Raw genomic sequence first — 25,379 nt, forward strand, 5'->3', positions numbered from 1 at the left:
CGCCGGGCTCGACTGTGACGCCGCGCACGTCGGCCGGGGCGCCGCCGTGGTTGATCGCGAACAGGAACGGCGGCCGACGCACCACCTCGACGGTGTCCGGGAGATCCGGCGGGGGTCGCAGCCCCGCGCCCTCATACACCCGCCGCAGGAGCGGGCCGAGGTCGGCCGGGCGCGTGGAGACGTACCAGGCGACGCCGCTGCCGTGCCGGTGGCGGGTGACGGCCGGGCCGCCCGGCGCCGGTCCGTCCACATAGGACAGCACGGTCTCCGCGCCCGCGAGGACCAAGTGCTCGGCCCAGACGTCGGCGGTGGATCCGTCGCTGAGGGTGACCCGCTCGCCGGCGCGCAGGGGCAGGAACTCCTCGACGGTGAGGCCGAGCAGGTCGCGCAGCGCGCCCGGGTAGGGGCCGTCGGGCACGGTGTCGTTGGTGTCGACGATGCCGGAGAAGTACGACACGACGAGCGTCCCGCCGCCGGACACGTACCGGTCGAGGTTCGCCGCGGCGGCCGGGGTCGTCAGGTACAGCGACGGCACCACGACCAGCGGATACCGCTCCAGGTCGGCCGACGGGTGCACGAAGTCGACGGTCAGGTGGTCGCGCCACAGCCGCCCGTAGTAGGCCTCGACCCGCTCACGGAACGCGAGGTCCACCGACGGCCGCCACTCCAGCTCGAGCGCCCACCACGACTCCCAGTCCCAGACGACGGCGACGTCCGCCGCGACCCGGGTGCCGCGCACCGCGCCCAGGCCGGCGAGCCGCTCGCCGAGCTCGGTGACCTCGCGCCAGATCCTGGTGCCGGTGCCGCCCTGCGGCAGCATCGCGGAGTGGAACTTCTCGGCGCCGGACCGCGACGCCCGCCACTGGAAGAACAGCACCCCGTCGGCGCCGCGGGCGACGTGCGCCAGGCTGTTGCGGGCCAGCTCGCCGGGGCGCTTCGCGATGTTGCGCGGCTGCCAGTTGACGGCGCCGGTCGAGTGCTCCATGAGCAGCCACGGCGCGCCGCCGGCGAGCCCGCGGGTGAGGTCCGCACACATGGCCAGCTCGACGTGCCGGTCGTCCCGCTCGGCGGTCAGGTAGTGGTCGTTGGCGACGACGTCGACCTCACGCGCCCACTTCCAGTAGTCCAGCCACTTGCAGTTGGCGATCATGAAGTTGGTGGTGACCGGGACGCCGGGGGAGTGCTGCTTCAGCGCGTCGCGCTCCCGCCGGTAGTTGGCGAGGTGCGTGTCGGAGCAGAACCGCAGGAAGTCCAGCTGCTGGGCGGGATTGACGGCGGTCGGCGCGAGCCGCGGCAGGTCGATCTCCTCCCAGTCGCCATACCGCTGACCCCAGAAGGCGGTGCCCCACGCGGCGTTCAACGCGGGCAGGTCGCCGTGCCGGTCGCGCAGCCACCCGCGGAACGCCGCCGCGCACGTGTCGCAGTAGCAGTGGGCGTTGACCCCGGCATACTCGTTGTGGACGTGCCACAGCGCAAGCGCCGGATGCCCGCCATAGCGCCGGGCGAGCTGCTCGGCGATCGCCCGCGACGCCCGCGCGTAGTCGGGGGAGCTGGGGCAGAAGCTCTGCCGGCCGCCCTGCCCCAACACGTGCCCGGCCCGGTCGACGAGCCGCGCGCCCGGGTGCCGCCGGATGAACCACGGCGGTGGCACGGCGGTCGGCGTCCCCAGGTCGACCCGGATCCCGGCGCCGTGCAGCAGGTCCAGCACCCGGTCGAGCCACTCGAACGTGTGCCGCCCCTCGGCCGGCTCGACCAGCGCCCAGCTGAACATGCCGACGCTGACGAGGTTGACCCCGGCGGCCCGCATCAGCTCGACGTCCTGCGCCCAGACCTCCTCGGGCCACTGCTCAGGCGTGTAGTCGCCCCCGTACGCGAGCATCTAACTTTCCAGGATCCTCGCCAGGGCGTCGAGGTCGGCCTGGACCGCCGCGCAGTCCCGGTCGAACTCCTCGTCCGTCATGCCCGGCTGCCGGCGCACGCTGAACACGACCTCGCTGCCCGCCCCGTTGGCGGTGACCCGCATCGGGTTGTAGAACGTCTCGCCGGACGGCACCGTCACGTGGTGGTCCATGACGCCGAACGGGTTGTCCGGCGCCCAGTCCAGCAGGATCCGCCCCATGTCCGAGTCGGCGACCCACTGCCCGTCGACCCACTCGACGGACTTCAGCAGACCCGGCGCCCAGGCGGGCAGGTTCGCCGGGTTCGCCGCGTATGCGTAGACGTCCCCTGCCGATCGGTTGATGCTGCGGCTGACGTGTCGGGACTCCATCATGGGTCTGATTCTGCCCGGCGGGTACGACAATTTCGGCCCCGCCGGGCAGATGTCAGCGGCGGCTGCGCTGCCCCGGGGTGATGTAGTCGACCCAGACGACGTCGCCGCTGTCCAGCCGCAGGGTCACCGCCGCGTCGTCGGGCACCGGCACCGGGATCGTGACCGTCGCCCACGCGGTGGCGCTGCCCTGGTTCGGCAGCCGCAGCGTGCACCTGGCGGCGCCGTTGACGAGCACCGTCAGCTGCACGTTGCCGGTGACGGTGGCGTACCGCAGGTCGATGGACGGGCCGCGACCGACGTGGTCGAAGGCGATCGACGCGCCGTTGGCGTACACCAGGGCGGTCCTGTCGTTGGAGGCGGTCGGGTCGGCGACGGCGATGCCGGTCGACCCGCCCTGCGGCAGGTCCGCGTACTCGCCCTCGGTGCGGCCGGGGCCGGAGAAGTCCGGTGGCTCGAAGCCGCGGACGCGGTCCGGGCCGTGGACGTAGAGGCGCTTGGCGATCTCGGCCCGGAAACGGCGCAGGATCAGCGGGTTCGCCTGGATCCTGCTGTCTCCCCAGTACCCGTTGGCGCAGGCGCCGGGCTGGCAGTTCCACATCGACTGGCTCGCCCAGTCGGTGTTGATGTACGCGACGCCGCGGACGATGTCGCGGTTACGCTCGATGAACCGGAAGTACGGCGCGTACCAGGTGTCCCAGATCTGCTCGGCGGTGACCGGCACGGTCGCCCGCGGCCCGCCGGTGGCAGGGTCGACGAAGATGCAGCCGGCGGTCAGGTTGCCGAGGTCGAACCCCTGCGGCGCGGACTCGGCGACGAACACCGGCTTGCGATGCTTGCGGGCGAAGTTCAGCAGCGACTCCTGCACCGCGAGCGGTGTCGCGGCCACGTTGCCCGGCGTCTCGCAGGCCCACTGGTAGCGGTCGAAGCGCTCGCCGTAGAAGTGCGACAGCCCGGCCCAGTCGACGTACTCGTCGCCCGGGTACCACTGCTCCCAGTGCCCGGCGGCGGTCGGCGCGTAGGGCGCCTGCTCGACCCGCGGCCACGCCGCCGACTGCCACACCGTCGCGATCCGCCGCGCCCCGAGCCGGTCGATGCGCCGCGCGATGTACCGGAACGCCTCCTTGTACAGCTCCGGGTCGTAGGCGTTCCACGCGCCGTCGAACTCGTAGCCGATCCGCAGGAACACGTCCCGTCCGGTCCGGTCGAAGTACGTGATGAACTCGTCGAGCCACTTGCGGTACCGCGCGACGGTCGCCTGGTCGGCGGTGCCGGCGAGCGCCTTCAGCGGCGTCTGCGACGGGTCCGACAGGAACAACCCGACCGCGATCCCGCCGCCGTACGTGTTGAGCGTGGCCGGGAAGTCGTTGTCGCCGGCGCCGTAGTTGGTCGGCTGGAACATCCCGCTCATCGGCGCCCCGACGAGGTTCGTGTACAGCGTGACGCCCGCGGGCACCGGGAACCCGCGGTCGGTGTCCAGCACCGCCGTGTCGAAGTCCGCCAGGGTGCTGCTGTCCTGCCCGAGGTAGAACAGCACCCTGTCGCCGGACGGCAGGTTCACCGCCGACAGCGGCCGGCGCCGGTCCCCGCCGCCGTCGGTCGCCTGCGCGGTCCCGGCGGAGCTGAGCACGACGGCCACCGCCGCCAGCGTCGCGGCCAAACGGCCCAGTCTTCTGTGCAAGGGAGTCCTCCCAGGGTGGGGTGTGGCCGCGACCGTAGGTCGCACCCCCGGGGAAACCCCAGGCCTTTCGAGAGGTTTACGGCAGGTCGGCGGAGAGCGTCTTGAAGTACCGCTGCGCCGACCACGCCTCGCGGTCGCCGATGACGTACAGGCGGCGCTTGGCCCTGCTGACGGCGACATTGAGCAGGTTGGGGCGGCTCGCGGCCCACCGGCGGGCGCCGGGGCGGGCGGGGTTGCCGCCGAGCACGAGGATCACCACGTCGGCCTGCTTGCCCTGGGCGGTGTGCACGGTGCCCGCGGTCAGCCCCGGGAACCGCCGGGCCCGGGCGGCGACCTGCCGGGCGATGTCCCGGAACGGGGCGATGACCATCACCTCGGACATGTCGACGCCGACCTCGTCGAGCACGCCGAGGACCAGGTCCAGCCGGCGGCCCTCGTCCGGGATCCAGTGGCCTTGCGCGTCGGCACCGGCGACGTCGATCCACTTGGATTCGGGCAGGGTCGGGAACTCGGCGGCGAACCGGTCGCGGGCCGCGGTCCCGGTACCGTCGATCATCAGCCCGTCGTACGCGATGGCGTTGACGATGTCGAACATCGGCCGGTCGCAGCGGCGGTGCACGGTGAGCGGGACGCCGACCCAGATCTCGTCGTCGCCGTCGGCGGGCAGGCTGGTGCCCAGCGGCGTGAGACGGTCGGCCAACCGCTGCACGGACGTGCGGCTGGTCAGCCACTCCTCGTCGACGCCGAGCTCCGCCCGGATGGCCTGCTCGGCGCGGAACGGCAGCATGGTGACGGGCTCCAGCTGCAGCGGGTCGCCGACCACCACGGCGCGGCGGGACCGCCACAGCGCCCCGGCGGCGTTCTGCGGGGTCGCCTGGCCGGCCTCGTCGATGAGCAGCCAGCCCAGCGACTCCCTGCCCAGGTGGCCGAAGAGCCGGGCGAACGAGGCGAACGTCGTGGACACCACGGGCACGACGAAGAACAGGCTCTGCCACGCGGCGAGCGCGGCGTCCCGGGCGAGGTCGCGTGGCGCCTCACCGCTGACGACGTCCATGGCCGCCTGCAGGTTCCGGCGTACGTCGGTGGCCGCGTGCCGCAGAAACGCCCGGTGCAGCGCGAGCGCGGCCAGGAACAGCTCGCTGCGCGCCGTGTTCCACTCCGGATCCGTCCACAGCGCGGCCGGCTCGCGGCGCTCGCGGTCGGTCCACCAGGCGTCGTCCGGGAAGTGCCGGCCGAGCGCGGCCGCGATGCCGGCGAGCCGGTCGACGGCGGCGGCGCGCCGGCCCCGGGCGGCGTGCCAGGCGGTCTCCGTCGCCGCCAGGGCCCGGCTGGCCGCGGTGACCTCCTCGTCGGCCCGGGCGAGCTCCCGGCGCGCGGCCACCAGCGGCTCGTGGGTGACGTCCGGGGCGGGCACCGCCGTCGCCGTGGCCGCCTCGCGGCTCGCGACCTCGTGGGCCCGCCACGCCGCGTCCGCGTCCCGCTGCGCCGCGGCCAGCGTGGCCTGCCGCACCTCCAGCTCGCGCCGGGCGGCCCCCATCTCGGCGTCGAGCCACCGGTCGTGCGCCGCCCAGCGCCCGTTCGCCGCGCCGAGCGTCCGCAGCCACTCCCACCAGCCCGGCCGGGCCTGCTGGTGCGCGGCCCGGACCTGCCACTGCCGGCCCACCTCGGCCTCCCACGCGCGCAGCGAGCGCTCGGCGTTGGCCACCCGTCCGGCGACGATCCGCTCGGCCTCGGCCCGGCGCTCGCCGGCGGCCCGCGCGGCCTCCTCCCGGCGCCGCAGGGCGGCCCGCTCGGCCTCCAGCCGGCGCTCCCGCGCGATCCGCTCCGCCTCCGCGGCCCGCTCGCGCTCCACCCGCACCGCCGTCTCGCGCCGCTGCCTGGCGCCCTCGACCCTGGCGGCCGCGACCGGCGTTGCCGCGGCCAGGCGGGCGATCTCGCGGTCGAGCTCGATCCGCTCGACGACGGCGCCGTACGCCTTGGACCGCTCGGCGCGGATCGCCTCCACCCGCGCCTCGGCGGCCCGGAAGCCGGCCACGGCCTCCTTCCACGACTGCTCCGGCGCGTCCTGCTCGTAGCCCTTGAGCACGGCCAGCAGCCCGGACCACGCCTCGTCGGGCGGATCGTCGTCCGGCGTGTGGTACCAGAACGCGTTGACGAACCGCCCGCGGTTGCTCTTGTTCCCGAGCCGGGCCGCCACCAGCGCCCACGCCGCGCCCGGCGCCGGCGCCTCACCCTCCGCCGCCAGCAGCGCCCCGGCGACCTGCGGGAAGTAGTCCACCGCGGCCGCCCGCTCCCGCCAGCACCCGGCGATCGCGCCGGCGGCCGGGATCTCGTCCGTGACGTTCTGCACCGCGCCGTTGTTGGCCGAGGCCACCACCATCTCGAAGCCGACCAGGTCCGCCCGCCAGGCGCTCACGACGCGGTGGTAGTTGCCCGTCTTCCACCGCAGCTGCCGCCCGCTGAACGCCTGCCGCGGGTCGGGCAGGGCGGCCAGCCGCCGGGCCCGCTCGACCACGAGCGCCGCGATCAGATCCCGCAGCATCGTCGTCTTGCCCGTCCCCGGAGGCCCGTTGACCCCCACGATTCCGGCGTCTGCGTCGGTACCGCCCAGCGCCAGCGCACTGTTGACCGCCAGCTGCTGGCTCAACGCCAACGCGTGCCCCGGGTCGCTCGGCCACCGCCCGGCCGGCACCGTCTCCGGTGCGGTCGCCGCGAACACGTGCTCGATCCGCTCCCGTACGTCCACCCGCCCGGCGACGGCGATCTCGCTCCCCGGCCGCAGATACTCCCGCAGCGCGACCCCGTCGTCGCCCTTCGCCACCTGCCCGGCGACCAGCGCCAGGTCGCTCACGATGAAGCTGTTGAGGAACTCGTGCCCGCTCACGTTGTCAGCGCTCCGCCGGGCCACGATCTGACTGCTGACGCGGATCTCCACCCCCGACAGCGCGTCACCGGTGCCCGCCACCGCGACCGCCAGCTCCAGGCAGGCGCCGAGCTCCTCGACCCCGAGCACCCGCGCCGGCCGGTCGTCCCCTGCATTTTCATGGTTCTCAGCGTTCTCTGGCCCGGCGGGCTCGTGGGTGACCACCTCCCGCCACAGCTCGCCGAACGCCCTCGACGCCTGCTCGAACCGCGCCACCCAGTCCGCCGCCGGCCCCTCGCCCAGCACCCGCCCGGTCGCCCAGGCACAACTGGACAACACCTCCGAACCGGGCACCGCCCGCCCGTCCTCACCCACCACGAACGCGGCGAACGCACTCTCCCCACCCGGCCGCTCGTCGTAACTGTCAGGGTCCGGCTCCAACACCCGCGCCAGCACCTCGAACACCTCGTCGAGCCGGTAGACCCCCAGGTACACCACATGCCGCCAGGCCTGGTTCGCCCGCAACCTCCGCCGCGCCAGCTCATGCCCCGGCTCCCACGGCAACGCCTGCCCCGCCCGCACCCCGAACACAAGCTGCTCGCGGTCGACCTTTTCCACCCTCTGCGGGCTGAACATCTCAACCGTCTGCCAGAACTCCACCACCCGCGCCCGCCGCGCCTCCACCCCAACCCCCATCCAAACCCATCGCTCCCTCAACGCCCCCAGATCCTAGCCACCCCCACCAATCCACCCGCCCCGACAAGCCCCTCCGCCGGCCCACAGAAACTGTCGTACCCCCAATGGATACTGCGCATGGGACCAGTCAGCAACGGGGGTGGACTGGATGCAAACGGTGCTGAACCAGCCGCCAACAGAGCGCTCCTACGGCGCGCCGAAGGAGCCACTGACCCAGCTGCGATCTGTCCATCGCCGGCGTCGCGGCGGACATGGAGCGCAACGAAGGCCGCGGTGCCGCCGCAGTGCCACGAGACGTCGAAGGAGCCGTCCACCACCGGCCTGGACGCCGTTGCCGGCGGCAGGACTGGAAGCCAACCGTCAGCCCACCCCGATGTACAGAAGGCGCAGACGGAGCGGAGCCCCACTGTGAGGAGCGACTTCCGTTCGACCGTGCTGCCCACAAGCGGCGCCGGTCGGAGTTGCGGGGCATGCAGGGGTCGAAGTCCCCCTGCAGACCGCAAGCGAAGCGGCGCGGCAAGTCCGTCGACGTGCCCGACGTGTCCGCAAGTGGTGCAACCACCGACGGTGTTGAGGGGGCGAGGGTGGGGCGAAGCTCCACTGTGGCAGCGAGTTCCGTCCGGCCGTGCTGTCCACAGCCGGTGCAAATTGGCGCCGGTCGGGGGGTGCGGGGGATGCACGGGTTGCAGGGGCGAAGCTCCCTCGCAGTCCGCAAGCGAAGCGACGCGGCAAGCCGTCGACGTGCCCGACGTGTCTGCGAGCGGACCAGCCACCGACGGCTTTTGCGGGTGAGAGTGGGGCGAGCTCCACTGTGGGGAGCGATTTCCGTTCGGCCGTGCTGTCCACACCCAGTGCAAGCGGCGCCGGTGTGGGGTTGCAGGGGGGGCGAAGCTCCCTCACAGTCCGCAAGCGAAGCGACGCGGCAAAGCCGTCGACGTGCCCGACGTGTCCGCAAGTAGTGCAACCACCGACGGCGTTGAGGGGGCGACGGTGGAGCGAAGCTCCCCCTGTGGGGAGCGAGCTCCGCTCGCGCGGGGGATGCGGAAACCTGAACGGCAAGCGGCCCCCGCCGCGAAGCAGGGGCCGCCAAGGTTGTAGCGGGGACAGGATTTGAACCTGCGACCTCTGGGTTATGAGCCCAGCGAGCTACCGAGCTGCTCCACCCCGCGTCGGTTTCTCAACCTTACCTGAGGGGTGCGACGGGATTTTCAGCGGGGCGGCTCAACCTTCCGGGGGGGTCGTCTTGACCGCGACGAAAGGAGAGCCTGTGTCCTGGAGACGCGGCTTCGACGGACTGGACGCCCTCGTCGCGGAGCGTGGCGGTGCCTTGCTCGCCACGGCGGTGCTGCTCACGGGCAGCAAGGTGGCGGGGGAAGACCTGCTGCAGGGGGCGCTGGAGCGGTTGATGCGCTCGTGGGGACGGGTGCGTGAGGACCCCGAACGGTATCTACGGCGCACGATGTACCACTTGGCCGTCGACCAGTGGCGGGTGCGGCGGCGGTCGGAGGTGGCGCTGCTGGCGGAGCCGCCGGGGGAGCCGGACGGTGCGGACGCCGTGGCGCTGCGGCAGGCGTTGATGCAGGCGCTCGCCCAGTTGCCGCCGCGGCAGCGGGCCGTGCTGGTGCTGCGGTACTGGGAGCAGCTCAGCGAGGCCGAGGCCGCCGACGTGCTCGGCTGTTCGGTCGGCACGGTCAAGTCCACCGCCTCGCGGGGTCTGTCCCGCCTGCGCAGCTCGCGGCCGGTATGCGGGCGCAGGTCGCCGGGATCACCGGCGGCGGCGACGTCCTGGCGCGGGCGACGAGAAGGCACCGGCGGCGCGCCGCGGTGATCCGCACGGGGTACGCGCTGGGCGTCGCCGGGCTCGCCGGTGCGCTGGCCGTGGGCCTGACGACCGGCGCGGGCGGCGGCAAGGAGGAGCAGCGGCAGCCGCCGGTCGTGCAGGCGGAGCCGCCGGCGTCCCTCAAGCTGCAGAAGGCGGCCGCGGCCAGCGACAACATCAGCTACCGGATGAAGCTGACGATGCGCAGCGCGGACGGGCGCACGGTCATCGAGTCGGAGGGGGCGTTCGACCCGATGACCGCCACCGGCTACGTCCGCCGCCTGCAGGACGACTCGGTGACGGTGGAGCTGCTCATCGACGGGGTGCGGTACATGGGCGCCGAGCCGCCCCTCGGGCCGCTGCCGCCGGACAAGACACCGGGCGGCGAGGTGTACGGGCGCTACGGCCAGTATCCGGGCAGGTTCGACCGCCTGTCCCTGGCCGGCAACGGCATGGGGGCTCTCGGCTCGACCGGGCCGGACCCGGCGACGCTGTTCAAGGCGCTGCAACAGGTGAACGCGACGGTCACGCAGTACCCCGACGGGACGCTGCACTTCGAGTACTCGACCCACGGCATCCCGGCCGATCCGACCCTGGAGACGAGGGTCTCCGGCGACGTCATCCTCAACGCCGACGGGCGGATCGCGAAGGTGACGATGCAGGACTGGTGGCAGTCGACGATCAAGAGGACTGTCGCGTCCGGCCAGTTCTTCGCCACGCTGGAGCTGTCCGACTACGGCGTCCCCATCCACGTGGACCGCCCCAAGGACGTCGTCCCGGCGAACTGACCATGCCCGGTGGTGCTCCCCGCATGGGAGCACCACCGTTCACCGAACGGACCCCGGAGACGGGCCGGGCTTTATCCGACCAGGGCCTGGCCGCTGGAGAAGACGTTCGTCGGGTCGTAGGAGCGCTTGATGCGCAGCAGCCGGTCCCGGTCGGCGGTCGCCCAGTTGGCCAGGAGCGCCTCCGGGGCGGCGTGGCCGGAGAAGTTCATGAGGCCGCCCGGCATCGTCTCCACGGCGAGCAGCCGGTCGGTGACCTCGTCGACGACCGGCGCCAGCTCGGGCAGCCCGGGCCCGATGGCGAACAGCGAGTACTGCGCGCCACGGCCGCTCACGGCGTTGGGGGTGGCGGGCGTCCGCGCGAACGCGCCGCCGAGGTGCCGGATCTCCACCATCATCAGCGGTACGTCCACCTGGGGCCCGGCGACCTCCAGCACATGGTCGACGGTCTGCGCAGTCAGCTCACCCAGCAGTACGCCGCGATCGCGGGACGGGAGCGGGTCGACCGGGTCCTGGTGCACGGAGTCGACGGCCGAGTACGGCCGCCATGACACGTCGTCGACGAGCGCGGGCGCCGCGGCGCGCATCGGGGCGAGGAGCGCCTCGCCGTCCTCGGCCGTGCCGAGGTACGCCACCCGCAGGTGCGCCACGTACGCGCCGCGCAGCGGCTCGGGCAGCAGCGGCAGCGGAGGCAGCCGCAGCAGGGCAACCGACGTGCTCATCTCCTCCGGCAGCCCGGCCACCCACGCCCGGTAGGCGTGCAGGACCTCGGCGGCGTGGCTGCCCGGGAAGTGGATGCCGCCGCCGAAGAACCCGGCGACCTCGAACAGCCCGAACTCGATCTCGGTCACGATGCCGAAGTTGCCCTTGCCGCCGCGGACCGCCCAGAACAGATCGGCCTCGTGGTCGGCGTCGACGGTACGCAGCGCGCCGTCGGCGGTGACGATCTCGATGGAGCGGACGTGGTCGGCGGCGAAGCCGTACCGGCGGCCGAGGGGGCCGGCGCCGCCGCCGAGCGTGTAGCCGACGACACCGACGTGCGTCGACGAGCCGTTCAGCGGTGCGAGGCCGTGTGCCGCGGCCGCCTCGACGACCTGCGACCAGCGCGCGCCGGCGGCGGCGCGGGCGGTGCGCGCCACCGGGTCGACGGAGACGGCGGTCATCCGGCCGGTGGTGACGAGCAGGCCGCCGGTCACCGGGCGCACCGCGCCGTGCCCGGTCGCCTGGACCGCGACCGGCATGCCGTGGGTGCCGGCCCAGCGCACCGCCGCCGCGACGTCCTGCGCGCCGGTGGCGCCGACGACGACGTGCGGCTCGTGGTGGATGGCGACGTTCCAGGACGCGACCTCGGCCGCGTAGCCCTCGTCGCCGGGAACAAAGACGGGCCCGGCCGTGACCGGGAGATCAGTCAGTGCGATGGTCATGCCGGTACGGTGCCGGAGGCCGCTTGGCCGGTGCTTGGGTGCCGCTAGGGCTTCGCCAGGGTCGCCAGCTGCGCGTCGCTGGCCGCGACCAGGTGCGCCGCGCCGAGCCGAGCGTGCGCGGCGCGGGCCGATCGGGCGTGGTCCAGCGCCGCGTCGCGGTCGCCGAGCCGGGCCGCCAGTTCGGCGAGGACGAAGTGCATCGAGCCCCAGGTGGCGCATCCGCTGCCGACGGTGCAGAACCGGTCGGCGAAGGGGGCGATCTCGTCGTACAACTCGCGCGGGTCGGGCGTGCCCAGGCGGGCCGAGATCAGGCCCCACTGAAACGCCACGAACTCCCAGCCCCACAGCTGCTCGCGCGCCGTGCCCCAACGCTCGACCAGCGCCCGGGCCAGGCCCTCGTCGCCGGATTCGCAGGCGGCCAGCACGGCCGTCGGGCGCAGCAGCGAGTACGGCGGCTCGTCGGCGCAGCGCACCAGCTCGTCGCGCAGCTCGCTCTGGCGGCCCTGGAAGCGGCGGATGGTGTACAGCAACGCCAGCCGGATCCACTGCGCACCCCACAGGCTGGTGTGCTCCTGCAGCGCGAACGCCTCACCCACCAGGCGCTCGCCCTCCGTCCAGCGGCCGGCCAGCATCGCGCGACCGGACTGCGCATACCGCACCTGCGCCGGCAGCACCGGCGTGCGGATCCCCTCGACCAGCCGCACGCAGCGGGCCAGGTCGGCGTCGAATCCCGCGATGTCGCCCGCGATCACCTCGGTCATCATCCGGTGCAGCCGCGCGGTCGCCTCGACGGTCGGTGGCAGCGGCGTGATCGTCAGCAGCTCGTCGACCGCGGCGCGGCGCTCCGCCTCGCGGTGCGGCACCCACGCGGCGTTCCAGTAGTTGTTCAGCGTGCGCACCAGCAGCTCGGGGTCGCCGAGCTCGCGCGCCAGCCGCACCGCCTCCGCGGCGTGCGCCTCGCCGACCTCACGGTCGGGGCTGTGGTACAGCTCGACGGCGAGCGTGCCGAGCAGCACCGCGCGACGGTAGCGGTCGTCCGGGTCCAGCCGGTCCAGCTGTTCGCGCAGGATGCCGGTCATGCGCTCGTCGACGGTCAGGTACGGCCGCCACAACCACAGGGTCACCCCGCCGAACAGTGTCGCGGCGTCCATCGCCAGCTCGTCGTCGCCGAGCTGCCGGGCCAGGGTCAGCGCCTCGTCGAGCACGGTGCGGGTGCCTGCCACGTCGCCCGCGGCCCGCCGCGCGACGCCGAGGTCCACCAGCAGGCGGCACCGCTGCGTGGCGGCGCCCGGGCGGGTCGGGTCCAGCGCGCCGAGGGCGGACTCCAGGTACCGGGCGGCCTGGTCGTAGGCCAGCTGCGCCATCGCCACCTCGGCGGCCCGGGTCGCGTACCGCACCGCGCGCTCCGCGACGCCCAGCCGCGCGGCCATCGTGAAGTGGTGCACCAGCCGCCCGAGCAGGTCCGGGTCGTCCGGGCGGTCGAATGCCTCCAGCGCCTCGCCGACCTGCCGGTGCAGCCGCGCCCGCCGCAGGCGGCTCAGCCCGCCGTAGACCGTGTCGCGCACGAGGGCGTGGGAGAACCGGTAGTCCCAGCCGTCCGGCACCTCCAGGAGCACGCTGGCTTCGACCGCCGGCTCGAGGTCCGCCATGACGTCCTCGCCCCGGTCCTCGGTGGCCGCCTCCAGCAGGAGCGGGTCCACGTCCCGCCCGATGACCGCGGCGGTCTCCAGCAGCGCGCGGGTGCGCTCGGGCAGCCGGGACAGGCGCCGGGTGATGACGTCGCGCACCTTCTCCGGCACGCCGGTCCCGGCCACCGCCTGCGCGCTGCCCCACCCGCCGGGGTGCTCGCTCTCCAGCAGCCGCAGCAGCTCCTTGAGGTAGAACGGGTTGCCGCCGGTGCGCTCCAGCAGCGCGGCGGCGACCGCGCCGCCGGGCCGGTCCCGGTACCCGGGCGCGAAGCCAGCCGTGTACTCGGCGATGTCGTCGGCGGTCAGCGCGCCCAGCCGCAGCCGCTCGGCGCCGCGCTCGTTGGCCAGCAGCGCCAGCGTCTCGCGCAGCGCCGGGCCGGCGTCGGCCGACTCCGGGCGCAGCGTGGCGAGCACCAGGATCGGCAGCCGGTGCAGCGCCGGCGCGAGGTGCGCCAGCAGCTGCAGCGACGAGGCGTCGGCGACGTGCAGGTCGTCGACGACGACGAGCAGCGCTCGCGCGGCGGCGTGCGCGCGCAGGATGTCGCCCACCGCCTCGTGCAGGTGAAACAGGGCGGTGTCCGGGTCCTCGGCGCGCCAGCGGTTCTCGCCCCGCCCGGTGAGCACGTCGAGCAGGTCCCGCACGGCGTCGGTCTCCGGCAGGGCGCGCAGCACCTGCGTCCACGGCCAGAAGGCCGGCGTGGCGCTCGTTTCGACGCACCGGCTCCACGCCACGTCGAGCCCGGACTGGCCGGCGAGCTCGGCCGCGCGCTCGGCCAGGCGGGTCTTGCCCAGGCCTGCCTCGCCCGCGACGAGCAGCACGCCACCGGCCCCGCCGCGGGCCAGCTCGATGCGCTCGGCGACGCGGCGGACCTCGCCGCCGCGCCCCACGAGCGGCTCGGCTGCCTGGTGCCCTGCCGGTGCCGCGGCCTGCTGTTCCGCCTCCGGTGTGGCGGCCTCGGCCGGATGCCGGGCCGGTGCGGCGGCGGTCCCGGCGACGGTCAGGGCCTCCCGGGCAGGCGGCGGTGTCAGGGACGGGTCGTGGCGCAGGATCGTCGCCTCCAGCGCGCGCAGCTCCGGCCCGGGCGGCAGCCCCAGCTCCTCGTCGAGCAGCGCGCGGGCACGGCGGAACGCGGCCAGCGCGTCGGCCTGCCGGCCCTCGCGGTACAGCGCGAGCATGAGCTGACCCCACGACCGCTCGCGGAACGGCCGGCGGTCCAGCAGCGCCTGCGCCTCCGCGATCGCCGCCCCGTTGCGGCCGGTGCCGAGCCGGACGTCGACCAGGTCCTCGTGCGCGGCGTCGCGCAGCTCGTGCAGGTGCGCCACGGCCGCGGCGGCGAACGCCTCGTCGGCGAGGTCGGCCAGCACCTCGCCGCGCCACTCGCCCAGCGCCTCGCCCAGCAGCCGCTCGGCCGCGGGCAGGTCGCCGCGGCCGAGGGCCTGGCGGGCGGCCTCGGCGCGGGCGGCGAAGCGCACCGCGTCGATCTGCTCGCCGTCGACCGCCAGCAGGTATCCCGGATCCCGGGTGAGCAGCACCGCCGGCGGCGTGCGCGGCGGCCGGTCCGGCTCCAGGACGCGGCGCAGCTGCGAGACGTACGCCTGCATCGTGCCGGTCGCGCTCGCCGGTGCCGCGCCGGCCCACAGCCCCTCGACGATCCGGTCGACCGAGACCACCCGGCGGGGCTCGAGCAGGAGCATCGCCAGCACCGCGCGCTGTTTGCGGGCGCCGAGGTCGATCGGCTCGTCGCCCGGCGTCCGCGCCTCGAGCGGGCCCAGGATCCGGAAGTCGAGCCGCGCCACCGGGCCACGATAAGCCGTCCCGCCGAGCCGGCAGATCGGCCGAGCGATCCCCGAACCGGCTCCGGACGGACGACGCGTCGCCCCCGATGAACTGACGGCCACTCAGCATTTCGAGAGATGGCCTATTGCCTGATATCAGTTGTGACCTTCGAAACAATGCTGTGCGGCGCGGTAACCCGGGCGTTTCTTTATCGGCGAGCTCCTGGAACAGGTCATTCGTATTTTCCATTTCGCGCTGAAGCTTTCAGTGCGAAATAGGGAGAGTCGCATATGGTCCGTTTCGCACCCCTTCGGGGTCGAGTCCGGCTTCCGTCCGCAATACTCGCCGGCTGCATCGCCGCAGCAGGCCTTTTCGTATCTTCCGCCGCCGCGGACCCCGGCGACGAGCCGATCGGCTCCAATGGCTTCACCGTCGACGCCTTACCCGACGGCGGCGCGCGGGTGACGCTGCGGCTCGACGAGCCGCTGCCGGTCCGCGACGCCGTGCCGGAGCTCGCCGTCGACGGGCGCGTCATCGGGGCGGCGAAGGAATCGGCCGACGGGCTGAGTCTCATCGTGGAGACCACCGACGCCACCGTCGCCACCGCACAGCGCGTCGACGTCGCCTGGAACGGGGTGGTGCCCGGATCCAAGGCGGCGCCGCCGCGGTCCGCCGCCGCCCCCACCACGCCCAAGGGCCTGCTCAAGAAGCAGCTGTACACGGACCCGGCGCAGCCCGGTCCGTTCCAGGTGGAGCGGATCGACTACGACCTCGGCGACACGGCGACGACGCTGCCCGGGCTGAGCGACCTGCCGGCCGAGATCCGGGCCGCGGTCTACGCACCGGCCGGCGCGAAAGGCGCCCGCCCGGTCGTGATTTTCCTGCACGGCCGCCATTCGGCCTGTTACAACCCGGTCAGCCGGGCGACGAACAACACCAATTGGCCGTGCGCGGCCGGGTTCATTCCGATCGACAGCTATCTCGGGTACACCGAAACCGCGCAGGCCCTGGCCACCCACGGCTACGTGGTCGTGTCGATCAGCGCCAACGGCATCAACGCCAAGGACGCCAGTTTCACCGACGACAACGGGGCCGTGGCTCGCGGGCAGCTGGTCATGGACCACCTGGACCTGCTGGCGAAGTGGTCCACGACCGCGGGGCACCCCCTCGCCGGCCGGCTGGACCTGTCGAACGTCGGGTTGATGGGGCACTCGCGCGGCGGCGAGGGCGTGGTCGAGGCCGCGCTGCTCAACGCCGAACGGCAGCACCCGTACGGCATCAGGGCGGTCCTGCCGCTCGCCCCGGTCGACTTCGGCCGGCCGACGCTGCCGGACGTACCGATGGCGGTCCTGCTGCCGTACTGCGACGGCGACGTCTCCAACCAGCAGGGCCAGCACTTCTACGACGACACCCGGTACTCGGTGCGGGACAACGTGCTGCGGTCGTCCCTCATGATCATGGGAGCCGACCACAACTTCTTCAACACCGAGTGGACGCCCGGCGTGTCCGTCGCGCCGTCCAGCGACGACTGGTCGCCGGCCAACGACGAGGTGTGCGGCAGCGCCAGCCCGGCCCGGTTGACCGCCGCCGAGCAGCGGGCCGTCGGCACCGCGTACATGGCCGGCTTCTTCCGGCTCGTGCAGGGCGGCGAGACGGTGTTCCTCCCGCTGTTCGACGGCACGAACGGCACGGTGCCGTCGGCGGGCCGGGCCGTCGTCCACGCGCAGGCCCAGCAGCCCGGCTCGCGCCGGCTGGACCTCGCGCCGCTGGAGCGCCCGGCCGGCAACGTCTCGGTCTCCGGCTTCGACCTGGGCGCGTACTGCTACAGCGTGGCCGCGCGGGTGCTCCCCGGGGACACCCCGTGCTCGGCGACCACCGCGACCTCGAAGATCCCGCACTGGACGCCGGCGACGTTCGCCCCGTCGGTGCCGGTCAGCCCGGTCCTGCGGCTGCAGTGGAGCGCGGCGTCGGTGTCGCCCGAGGTACGGGTGGCGCTCGGCCCGGGCGAGTGGAACGTCACGAAGTACGACGCGCTCACCTTCCGGGTGGCCCGGGACGAGGCGGCGGCCGGCGACGTCGACCTCGCGGTCACGCTCGTCGACAAGGCGGGCGGCACCGCGACCGTACGGGTCGGCGACGTCAGCCCGGCGCTCACCCCGTTCCCGGCGTCGACGAACACGGCCAACGGGATCAGCCGGCTCGGCAAGACCTGGCTGCGCACGGTCCGGCTGCCGATCGCCTCGCTGTCCGGGGTGGACCTGACCAGCGTCCGCTCCGTGATCGTCCGGCCGGCCACCCCGTCCGGCGGCGCCTACCTGTCCGACGTCGCGTTCGACACCCCGGGTGTCGGCGGCGGCGTCGCCACCCCGGCGGTGCTGGTCAGCATCGCCGACACGACGGTCTCCGAAGGCAACGGCCCCGGCACCGCGACGATGCGGCTGTCACTGAGCGGCAAGCTCAAGGAGGCGGCGACCGTGCAGGTGCAGACGGCCGCGAGCGGGTCCTCCTCCTCCGGCCAGGTGCCACTGCTGTCGTTCCCGGTCACCATCCCCAAGGGCGCCACCGAGGCGACGATCCAGATCCCCCTCACCGGCAACACGGTCACCAACACCGCGTCGCTCCGCTACAAGATCACCATCTCGGCCCCCACCGGCGCCGCGATCGGCGACGGCTTCGCCTGGCTGACGGTCCTCGACGACGACGCAGCCTGACGCGAACCCACGCGGTGGGGCCGACGCGACCCGTCGTCCCCACCGCACCACCCGGCGAGGTCGGCCGGGCCTAGCCGTTGAGCTTGCACGTACGTGCTGGGTCAGGATCAGGACCTACTCGTCCTGCGCGTCACTCCCGGTCCTCGATGAGAGATTCCAGCTTGCCTGCGGCCCAGAGCGCGACGAGGGCACCGGCCAGCCGGCCGGCGCCACCGGCAGGGTGCCCCAGGCCGGTCGTCACCGTGACCGCAAGGTCACCGGCCGCGACGCCGAGTGCGGAAGCGAGGGTGAGAACCACGGTCGACCGCAGCGACAGCGGTTTACGGGACATGGGCACTCCTTGAGTCGATCCGATCGGCGTTTCTCGCCGTCGCCATCGATCTCATCGCCGGCGTGGGGGTTCGCCGCCGTCCGGGCGAACCGTTTTTACAGCGAACCATCGGGAGCTGCGCCAACTCGATGTGCCGCACGATCGCGGCGAACATCGCGCCGGTAATCTGCCTGGATGGACTCACTGCAGTCCGTCGCGCCCGGCCCGTCGGCGTCCGCCGAAGACCTGCTGAAGCTGCTGCGGCAGCTGCGCGAGGCGGCCGGTTCGCCGTCGCTGGACGTCATCGCCGGCCGGGTCCGGCCGAACCGGGGCAGAGCCACCTCGAAGGGCTACCTGAGTCAGATCTTTCGGGGCGAGCGGACGCCCAGCGCGGACCGGGCCGAAGCGATCGCGTGTGCGCTTGGCGCCGAAGGGGGTACACGGGACCAGGCGCGATGGCTGGCGGACCGGGCGGCCGACGAGAACGCGCCGGGGTGGGCCGCCATGCCGAGCGCCGCTCCGATGTGGTGGACGCGGTCGGCCTACATCGAACAGGTCCGCGACTTCGCCCCTGCCGGTGGACTGCGCGACCGTGCCGACGAGCTGGCCGAACTGCACCGGTTCTGCGACCGTGACCAGACGTATCTCTGGTGGCAGGCCGGGCCCTGGGCGGGCAAGTCGGCGCTGCTCGCGACGTTCGTGCTCGAACCGCCCCCGAATCGGGACGTGATCTGCTTCTTCGTCACCGCGCGGCTGGCCACCCAGGCCGATGCGGCCGCCTGCGTCGAGGCGCTGGTGGACCAGCTCTCGGCGCTGCTGGGCGAGCGGGAGCCGGCGCCACCGGCCGGGCCCGCGCGGGACGGGCACTGGCGCAAACTGCTGCGCACCGCCGCCGGGCGGGCGGAACGGCAGGGCCGGCGGCTGGTGCTGGTGGTGGACGGGCTGGACGAGGACCGCGGGGTCCGGCCCGGATCCGGGCTGTCCAGTGTCGCGGCGTTGCTGCCCGCCGAGCCGATGCCCGGGCTGCGGGTCGTGGTGGCGAGCCGGCCGTCACCCGAGCTGCCTGACGACGTCCCGACACACCATCCCCTGCGGTTGTGCCGTCCGCACCACCTGACAGTGTCCCCGTACGCCCGTGACCTGGGCCGGCTGGCCCGGCAGGAATTGCACGAACAGCTCGCCTCCGACGGTGCCGGACGGGGCGTGCTGGGTCTCCTCACCGCGTCCGGGGGTGGGCTGACCGTTGCTGACCTGGCCGAGCTGAGTGGTCACCCGCCGTATGAGCTGGAGCCCTTGCTGGCTGGGGTCCTCGGCCGGACAGTAGGCGTGCGCTCCGGGCGTGAGGCGGGCGCCTTGCTGTTCGCGCACGAGACGCTCGCGGTCGAAGCGGTGCAGCGGTTCGGGGCGGCGCGGGACACGTACCGGCAACGGATCCACGACTGGGCGCAGTCCTACCAGGACCGGGGGTGGCCTGCTGGAACGCCCTACTACCTGCTGCACGGCTACGAGTCGATGCTGGCGGCGACTCCGGATCTCACCCGCCTCGTGGAACTGGTCACCGACGAGGCCCGGCACGACCGTCTGCTCGACGTGACCGGCGGCGACGCGTTCGCCGTGGCCGAGGTGACCGCCGCCCAGGCCGCGCTGGCCGGCCGTAGCGGCGACGAGCTCCTGCCGCTCGTCCGCGTGGCCGCGCGGCGTGACGACCTGGCCGCACAGAACGAGGACCTGCCCGCGAAGTTGCTGGCCGTGTGGGTGGGGCTCGGGCAGCCGGCCCGCGCGGAGGCGCTGGCGCGCGGAGGCGCCAGCTCCGAAGGGCGAGGCGCGTCGCTGCACAACCTCGTCGCCGCGCTGATCGAAGCGGGAGAACACGAACGGGCCGAACGCATCGCGCTCGGCATCGACTTCCCGGACTGGCGACGTTCCGCGATCATCCTGCTCGCGGAACGAGCCGTCGAACTCGACGACCGGGACTGGGCAACCCGTCTCCTCGCGACCGGTGCCGTCGCCCAGGAGGATCTGTGTGAGGGCAGCCGCGGTCGGATTCTCGCCCGGTACGCCACCGTGCACCATGCGATCGGCGACGTCGCCACGGCGGCTGCTCTGCTGGAAGCGGCCGTCGCAGACGCGGAGAGGGTGGCTGGTTGGGAAGAGGCGTCATACCGCGACGTGTCCGATGTCGCGGAGACTCTCGTCGGGATGGGCCACGCCGATCGCGCGGAGCAGATGGTCCGCGATTTCCTCCAGCCGAATGAGGCGTCGCTCGGGTACGCGGCGCTCTCCGCTGTGGCGTTCGCTTCGGAGCAGCGAGACCTCGCCGATCGGATGATCGGGCTCGCCGTCGCGACCGCGCGGGCGTTGGCGGATCCCTATGAGCGTGGGACCGCCCTGGCAGCGTCAGCTCGTGCCGTTGTCGCCCGACCGGATCCGGCGTGGGCTCGTCGATTGCTGGACGAGGCGCTGAGGGTCGCCGCTGAGGTTGACGGCGAACTGCACGAGCATGACTGGTTACTCCTGGATCTGATCAAACTCGCCGGGCAGTTGGGAGCGGTGGAGACGGCCGTGGAGATCGCCGATCAGGTTCTCGGCGAGGAACATGAGAGCGCATGGGTCGAGGTGGCCCGGGCCTGGGCCGTCGCGGGACGCCTGGATCTCGCCGAGGAGATCGTATTGTCGTTGTCGCATCCCTACACTCGCGCCGGAGCGCTCGCGGCGATGGCCGCCTCCGTGCTGCCCGGTGCGCCAGCGGACGCCGAGCGACTTGCCCTGCAGTCCGAGCACATCACACGAGCGGAGTCTTACGGTCGTTGGACCCTGCTGGGTGCGCTCGCGGCAGCAGCCGCTCCGTTGGGTGGCGAAGAACTCGCCGGCGCCGTCATCGGACGGATCACCTCTGCCCGGCTGCGGGTCTCCGCATGGATCAAGGTGAGCGCCAGGATGATGGAAGTCGGCGGATGGGCTCAGGCTCAGCAGACCGCGGTGCTCGCGGAGGCGGCACTATCTGCCGTCAAAGACAGGTGGGACCGGGAGAAGGAGGCTGCTGACCTGGTGGCGACGGTTCTCGCCGCCGGGGAGCTCACCTGGGCGGAGCGACTTGCGAGGACTCTCGACGAGCCGCAGTGGCGGGTGAAGACGCTTTGCGCCGTCGCGGCGGCGGTCGGTCGTGGGCCGGCGGCTGCCGTCATCGTCGAAGAGGCGGACATTGCTGCCGGCACCATCTATGGACAGGACGCGCGCGAAGGGGCTTTCGTCGATGTCGCGGGCGGGTATGCCCATGCCGGGGAACAGGACAAGGCATGGTCCGTCCTGGCCCGCATCGGAGACAAGATCTACCGCGATCGGGCGATGTTCAGTATTGCCGAGGCTGCGGTAGCCGTCGGGGATTATGGCACTGCCGAAGAGGTCACCCAGATGATCGTCGACGAGTACGTCCGAGACGACAGCGTGGCGATGACTGCCGAACATCTGGCCAGGACCGGTGACCGGGAATCGGCGGCCGGTCTACTGCGGCAACTGGCCGACGACAGCTGCCGGGCGCGCGTGATCATGGTGCTCGGGGTCGCGGCCGCCGAGCAGGCCGACTGGGCGACCGCCGATCGGTATCTGACCGAGGTGGACGAAACGTGCCGGTCCGAGGTGGTCGTCGCCCTCGCCGCCACGGCCGCCCGGGCCGGCGATACGGCCCGGGCCCGGAACTACCTGCGGCGGATCCTTCCGGACACGAAGCTGGCAGTGTGCCTTCCGGCGATCGCCGCCAACGAGCCGACCGCGGTCCTCTGGCTCGCCCGGCGGATCACCGGCGCGACGTCGGGCTACGGAGGGCTGGGATCGACGGACTCAAGGAGTAAGAGCGACCGGCAGTAGGTGTTACCTGAGTCGGCGGATTGAGTCGACCGATTGGTGCCGCTGTGCAGGCGACTTCCCGGCGGCTCAGCCGTTTCATCGGCCCGGCCACGAATTGTCGACTTGGGCTTGTGCGACCTAGGTGACCTGCTCGGGATCCCACCGTCCGACGGCCACGCCGGACAGCGCTGGGCCGAGCATTGCCTTCACCAGCAAGGCGCGCAACATGACGCTCGGTCGTCGCCGACGAAGGTAGTGGTGTGTCACCTGACGTAAGTCGCAGGGAATGACCGACGACGGGGTCGACCGACCGCGTCGACGGTCGCCAGTGACGGCGGAGCACCGCCGCTGTCCGCCCTTCATTCCAATCGAGCGGCATTGCCCACGAACGCCGCGCTATCGATGCATTCGCATCCCCGTGCGCCCAGGCCAGGATTTGCCCAGGATGCCAATCTTCGAACCTGTCAACGCAATTGTGGCCATATGTGTCCTGGGGTGCGGAAACGTGGGGCATAGTCCTCGCTTGAGCGGCGCTTGCAGATCGCTGTCATTCAGCGCCGCCTGGTTCGCGAATGTCGATGTTTATGAATTGATGTATGGGACTTGAACTGCGAAAACGCGACCCATCAGCCTTGCAGAAGCTGGCGGGCCATGACGATGCGCTGGACCTGGTTGGTGCCCTCGTAGATCTGGGTGATCTTGGCGTCGCGCATCATGCGCTCGAGGGGGAAGTCCTTGGTGTAGCCGTAGCCGCCGAGGAGCTGGACGGCGTCGGTGGTGATCTGCATGGCGGCGTCGGAGGCGAAGCACTTCGCGGCGGCGCCGAAGTACGTGAGGTCCTTGTCGCCGCGTTCGGACTTCGCGGCGGCGGCGTAGGTGAGCTGGCGGGCGGCCTCCAGCTTCATGCCCATGTCGGCGAGCATGAACTGGATGCCCTGGAAGTCGGCGATGGGCTTGCCGAACTGCTTGCGCTCCTGGACGTAGCCGAGGGCGAAGTCCAGGGCGCCCTGGGCGATGCCGAGGGCCTGGGCGGCGATGGTGACCCGGGTGTGGTCGAGGGTCTGCATGGCGGTGGCGAAGCCGGTGCCCGGCGCGCCGATGATGCGGTCCGCGGGGATGCGGACGTTGTCGAGGTACACCTCGCGGGTGGGGGAGCCCTTGATGCCGAGCTTCCGCTCCGGCGCGCCGAAGCTGACCCCCTCGTCGGACTTCTCCACGACGAAGGCGGAGATGCCGCGGGAGCGGGCGGCGGGGTCGGTGACGGCGAAGACCGTGTAGTACTCGCTGACGCCGGCGTTGGTGATCCAGCGCTTGACGCCGTTGAGGACCCAGGTGTCGCCGTCGAGGACGGCGCGGGTCTTCATGCCGGCGGCGTCGCTGCCCGCGTCGGGCTCGGAGAGGCAGTAGGAGAACATGGCGTCGCCGGCGGCGACCGAGGGCAGGTAGTGCTGCTTCAGCTCCGGCGACGCGGACAGCAGCAGGGGCATGGTGCCGAGCTTGTTGACGGCGGGGATCAGCGACGAGGACGCGCAGGCGCGGGCGACCTCCTCGATGACGATGGCGGTCGCGAGGGCGTCGGCGCCGGCGCCGCCGTACTCCTCGGGGATGTGCGGGGCGTGGAAGTCGGCGGCACGCAGCGCGTCGTAGGACGCCTGGGGGAACTCACCGGTCTCGTCGGCGGCGGCGGCGTTGGGCGCCACCTTGCCGTCACACACCGCACGCACCGCTTCACGGACCGCGGCGTGCTCCTCCGGCAACTGGTACACCTCGAACACGGCATCCCCCAAAGACCCGAAAATCCTTGTCCTGAACCACCGTTCAGGCTCATCCGAGTGTGAGCATACCGATGAGTAACCAAGGAGCTGGAGGCGCGGTCGCCGGTGAGGGACTACTCTCGCCGGAGCAACGTCGGCAGTACCAAGCCCTATACGCCACAGATGTCCGCAATGCGGGTATTTGCGGAACGGGAAAGAGTGGAGACATAGGCGTGACCATCGCGTACCCGAGCACCCCACCCGTAGTAGCCGCGCCTTCCGGCGCACCACGCCCGCGGCTGACCTTCCTCGGCACCGGCTACCTTGGCGCGACCTATGCCATCTGCTTCGCCGAACTGGGCTATGAGGTGCTCGGCTTCGACGTCGACGAGGCGAAGATCTCAAAGCTGTCCGGCGGCGACGTGCCGATCCACGAGCCCGGCCTGGACGAGCTGCTCCGCAAGAACCTCTCCGCCGGCCGGCTGCGGTTCACGACGTCGTGGGAGGAGGTCGCCGAGTTCGGTGACGTCCACTTCATCTGCGTCGGCACGCCCCAGCGCCCCGACGGCATGGCCGCCGACCTGTCCCACGTCGAGAGCGCCGTCACCAACCTCGCGCCGCTGCTCAAGCGCAAGGCGCTGATCGCCGGCAAGTCGACCGTCCCGGTCGGCACCGCCGAGTGGATCGAGCAGCTCGTGCGCCGCCACACCCCGGCCGAGCTCGGCGTCGAGGTCGCCTGGAGCCCCGAGTTCCTGCAGGAGGGCGTTGCCGTCGAGGACGTGCTGCGCCCCAACCGGATCATCTTCGGCGTGAAGAGCGACTGGGCGACCGGCATGCTCTACGCCGCCCACAAGGGCGTGTTCGACCTGGCGCTCACCGAGGACCGCGAGGTCCCCGTCGTGGTCACCGACTTCGCGACCGCCGAGCTGGTCAAGGTCGCCGCCAACGCATTCCTCGCCACCAAGATCTCGTTCATCAACGCGATGGCCGAGGTCTGCGAGGCCGCCGGCGCCGATGTGACGCAGCTCGCCCGTTCCATCGGGTACGACGCCCGCATCGGCAACAAGTTCCTCCGGGCCGGCGTCGGCTTCGGCGGCGGCTGCCTGCCCAAGGACATCCGCGCGTTCCAGGCCCGCGCCCAGGAGCTCGGCGTCGGCGAGGCGCTGCGCTTCCTGCACGAGGTCGACCTGATCAACCAGCGCCGCCGGCAGAAGATCGTCCAGCTGTCCGCGGAGCTGCTCGGCCGCGGCTACGGCCCGGCCGGCCCGGACCTGGCCGGCACCCGGATCACCGTGCTCGGCGCCACCTTCAAGCCCAACTCCGACGACGTGCGCGACTCGCCGGCCCTGTCGGTGGTCCGCAAGCTGGCCCGCTCCGGCGCCGAGGTCACCGTGTACGACCCGGAGGGCATGGACAACGCCCGCAACGACGTCGCCGACGTGACGTACTCCAAGACCCTCACCGACGCCGTCACCGGTGCCGACCTGATCTGCGTGCTGACGGAGTGGGAGGAGTTCCGCAACGCGGACCCCAACTCGCTCAACGAGCTCGTCGCGGCCCGCCGGGTGATCGACGGCCGGAACTGTCTCGACCAGTCCGTCTGGGTCGCGGCCGGCTGGGAGTACCGCGGCATGGGCAAGCCGGCAGTCGCTTAAGCGCCGGAATCTCCCGAACGGGCGCATCGCTTTCGCGACACGTCGAAACAAGGCATTCTTCCCAGTAGGGCGTGAACAGCCGGGGGTGGCCGCACGCGCGGCCG

Annotated in this window: 13 protein-coding genes and 1 tRNA gene; 5 read left to right on the plus strand and 9 right to left on the minus strand. The window is 72.5% G+C overall.

From position 1 onward, the window contains the following. The 5 genes from ABZ321_RS11915 to ABZ321_RS11935 all read right to left on the minus strand — a co-directional run. Positions 1-1,879: beta-galactosidase (locus ABZ321_RS11915; RefSeq protein WP_354890882.1), on the minus strand; the 1,879-nt coding region annotated here is incomplete at its 3' end. Next, complete coding sequence (locus ABZ321_RS11920) at positions 1,880-2,272, minus strand: SRPBCC family protein (protein ID WP_354890883.1); 393 nt, start codon at positions 2,270-2,272, stop codon at positions 1,880-1,882. Between the two features lie 52 nt (positions 2,273-2,324). After that, positions 2,325-3,929 (minus strand): hypothetical protein, encoded by a 1,605-nt coding sequence (locus ABZ321_RS11925; protein ID WP_354890884.1) that lies wholly within the window; start codon positions 3,927-3,929, stop codon positions 2,325-2,327. 97 nt (positions 3,930-4,026) lie between these two features. Then, positions 4,027-7,509, minus strand: a complete 3,483-nt coding sequence (locus tag ABZ321_RS11930; RefSeq protein WP_354890885.1) for an ATP-binding protein — start codon at positions 7,507-7,509, stop codon at positions 4,027-4,029. Between the two features lie 1,095 nt (positions 7,510-8,604). Then, positions 8,605-8,678: transfer RNA gene (locus tag ABZ321_RS11935), tRNA-Met, on the minus strand. Between the two features lie 98 nt (positions 8,679-8,776). On the opposite strand from ABZ321_RS11935, the gene ABZ321_RS11940 reads away from it, so the two are divergent. Together ABZ321_RS11940 and ABZ321_RS11945 are read left to right on the plus strand one after the other, a co-directional pair. After that, the gene (locus ABZ321_RS11940) at positions 8,777-9,337 is read left to right on the plus strand and encodes a SigE family RNA polymerase sigma factor (protein WP_354890886.1); all 561 of its coding nucleotides are present in this window, start codon (positions 8,777-8,779) and stop codon (positions 9,335-9,337) included. After that, complete coding sequence (locus ABZ321_RS11945) at positions 9,253-10,116, plus strand: hypothetical protein (protein WP_354890887.1); 864 nt, start codon at positions 9,253-9,255, stop codon at positions 10,114-10,116. Before ABZ321_RS11940 ends, ABZ321_RS11945 begins: the two co-directional genes overlap by 85 nt. 71 nt (positions 10,117-10,187) lie before the next feature. Here the strand turns inward: ABZ321_RS11945 and ABZ321_RS11950 are convergent, their stop codons facing one another. Both ABZ321_RS11950 and ABZ321_RS11955 read right to left on the minus strand, forming a co-directional pair. Further along, a complete protein-coding gene (locus tag ABZ321_RS11950) occupies positions 10,188-11,537 on the minus strand; it encodes an FAD-binding oxidoreductase (RefSeq protein ID WP_354890888.1) in 1,350 nt (449 codons plus the stop codon). Between the two features lie 44 nt (positions 11,538-11,581). Further along, positions 11,582-15,022: a BTAD domain-containing putative transcriptional regulator gene (locus tag ABZ321_RS11955; RefSeq protein ID WP_354890889.1), complete on the minus strand. Its 3,441-nt coding sequence runs from the start codon at positions 15,020-15,022 to the stop codon at positions 11,582-11,584. Between the two features lie 441 nt (positions 15,023-15,463). Here ABZ321_RS11955 and ABZ321_RS11960 point away from each other — a divergent pair, with 441 nt between their 5' ends. Next, a complete protein-coding gene (locus ABZ321_RS11960; RefSeq protein ID WP_354890890.1) occupies positions 15,464-17,713 on the plus strand; it encodes a hypothetical protein in 2,250 nt (749 codons plus the stop codon). 130 nt (positions 17,714-17,843) lie between these two features. On the opposite strand, the gene ABZ321_RS11965 is transcribed toward ABZ321_RS11960, so the two are convergent. Further along, positions 17,844-18,044: a hypothetical protein gene (locus ABZ321_RS11965; RefSeq protein ID WP_354890891.1), complete on the minus strand. Its 201-nt coding sequence runs from the start codon at positions 18,042-18,044 to the stop codon at positions 17,844-17,846. A gap of 174 nt (positions 18,045-18,218) precedes the next feature. Between ABZ321_RS11965 and ABZ321_RS11970 the strand changes: the two genes are divergently transcribed. Beyond that, positions 18,219-21,887: a hypothetical protein gene (locus ABZ321_RS11970; RefSeq protein WP_354890892.1), complete on the plus strand. Its 3,669-nt coding sequence runs from the start codon at positions 18,219-18,221 to the stop codon at positions 21,885-21,887. A 605-nt stretch (positions 21,888-22,492) separates the two neighbouring features. Here the strand turns inward: ABZ321_RS11970 and ABZ321_RS11975 are convergent. Further along, a complete protein-coding gene (locus ABZ321_RS11975) occupies positions 22,493-23,653 on the minus strand; it encodes an acyl-CoA dehydrogenase family protein (RefSeq protein ID WP_354890893.1) in 1,161 nt (386 codons plus the stop codon). 200 nt (positions 23,654-23,853) lie between these two features. Between ABZ321_RS11975 and ABZ321_RS11980 the strand changes: the two genes are divergently transcribed. Next, positions 23,854-25,275: a UDP-glucose/GDP-mannose dehydrogenase family protein gene (locus ABZ321_RS11980; RefSeq protein WP_344501669.1), complete on the plus strand. Its 1,422-nt coding sequence runs from the start codon at positions 23,854-23,856 to the stop codon at positions 25,273-25,275. Positions 25,276-25,379: the final 104 nt, after the last annotated feature.

It is taken from the genome of Dactylosporangium sp. NPDC006015, assembly GCF_040614215.1.
Taxonomy (GTDB): domain Bacteria; phylum Actinomycetota; class Actinomycetes; order Mycobacteriales; family Micromonosporaceae; genus Dactylosporangium; species Dactylosporangium maewongense.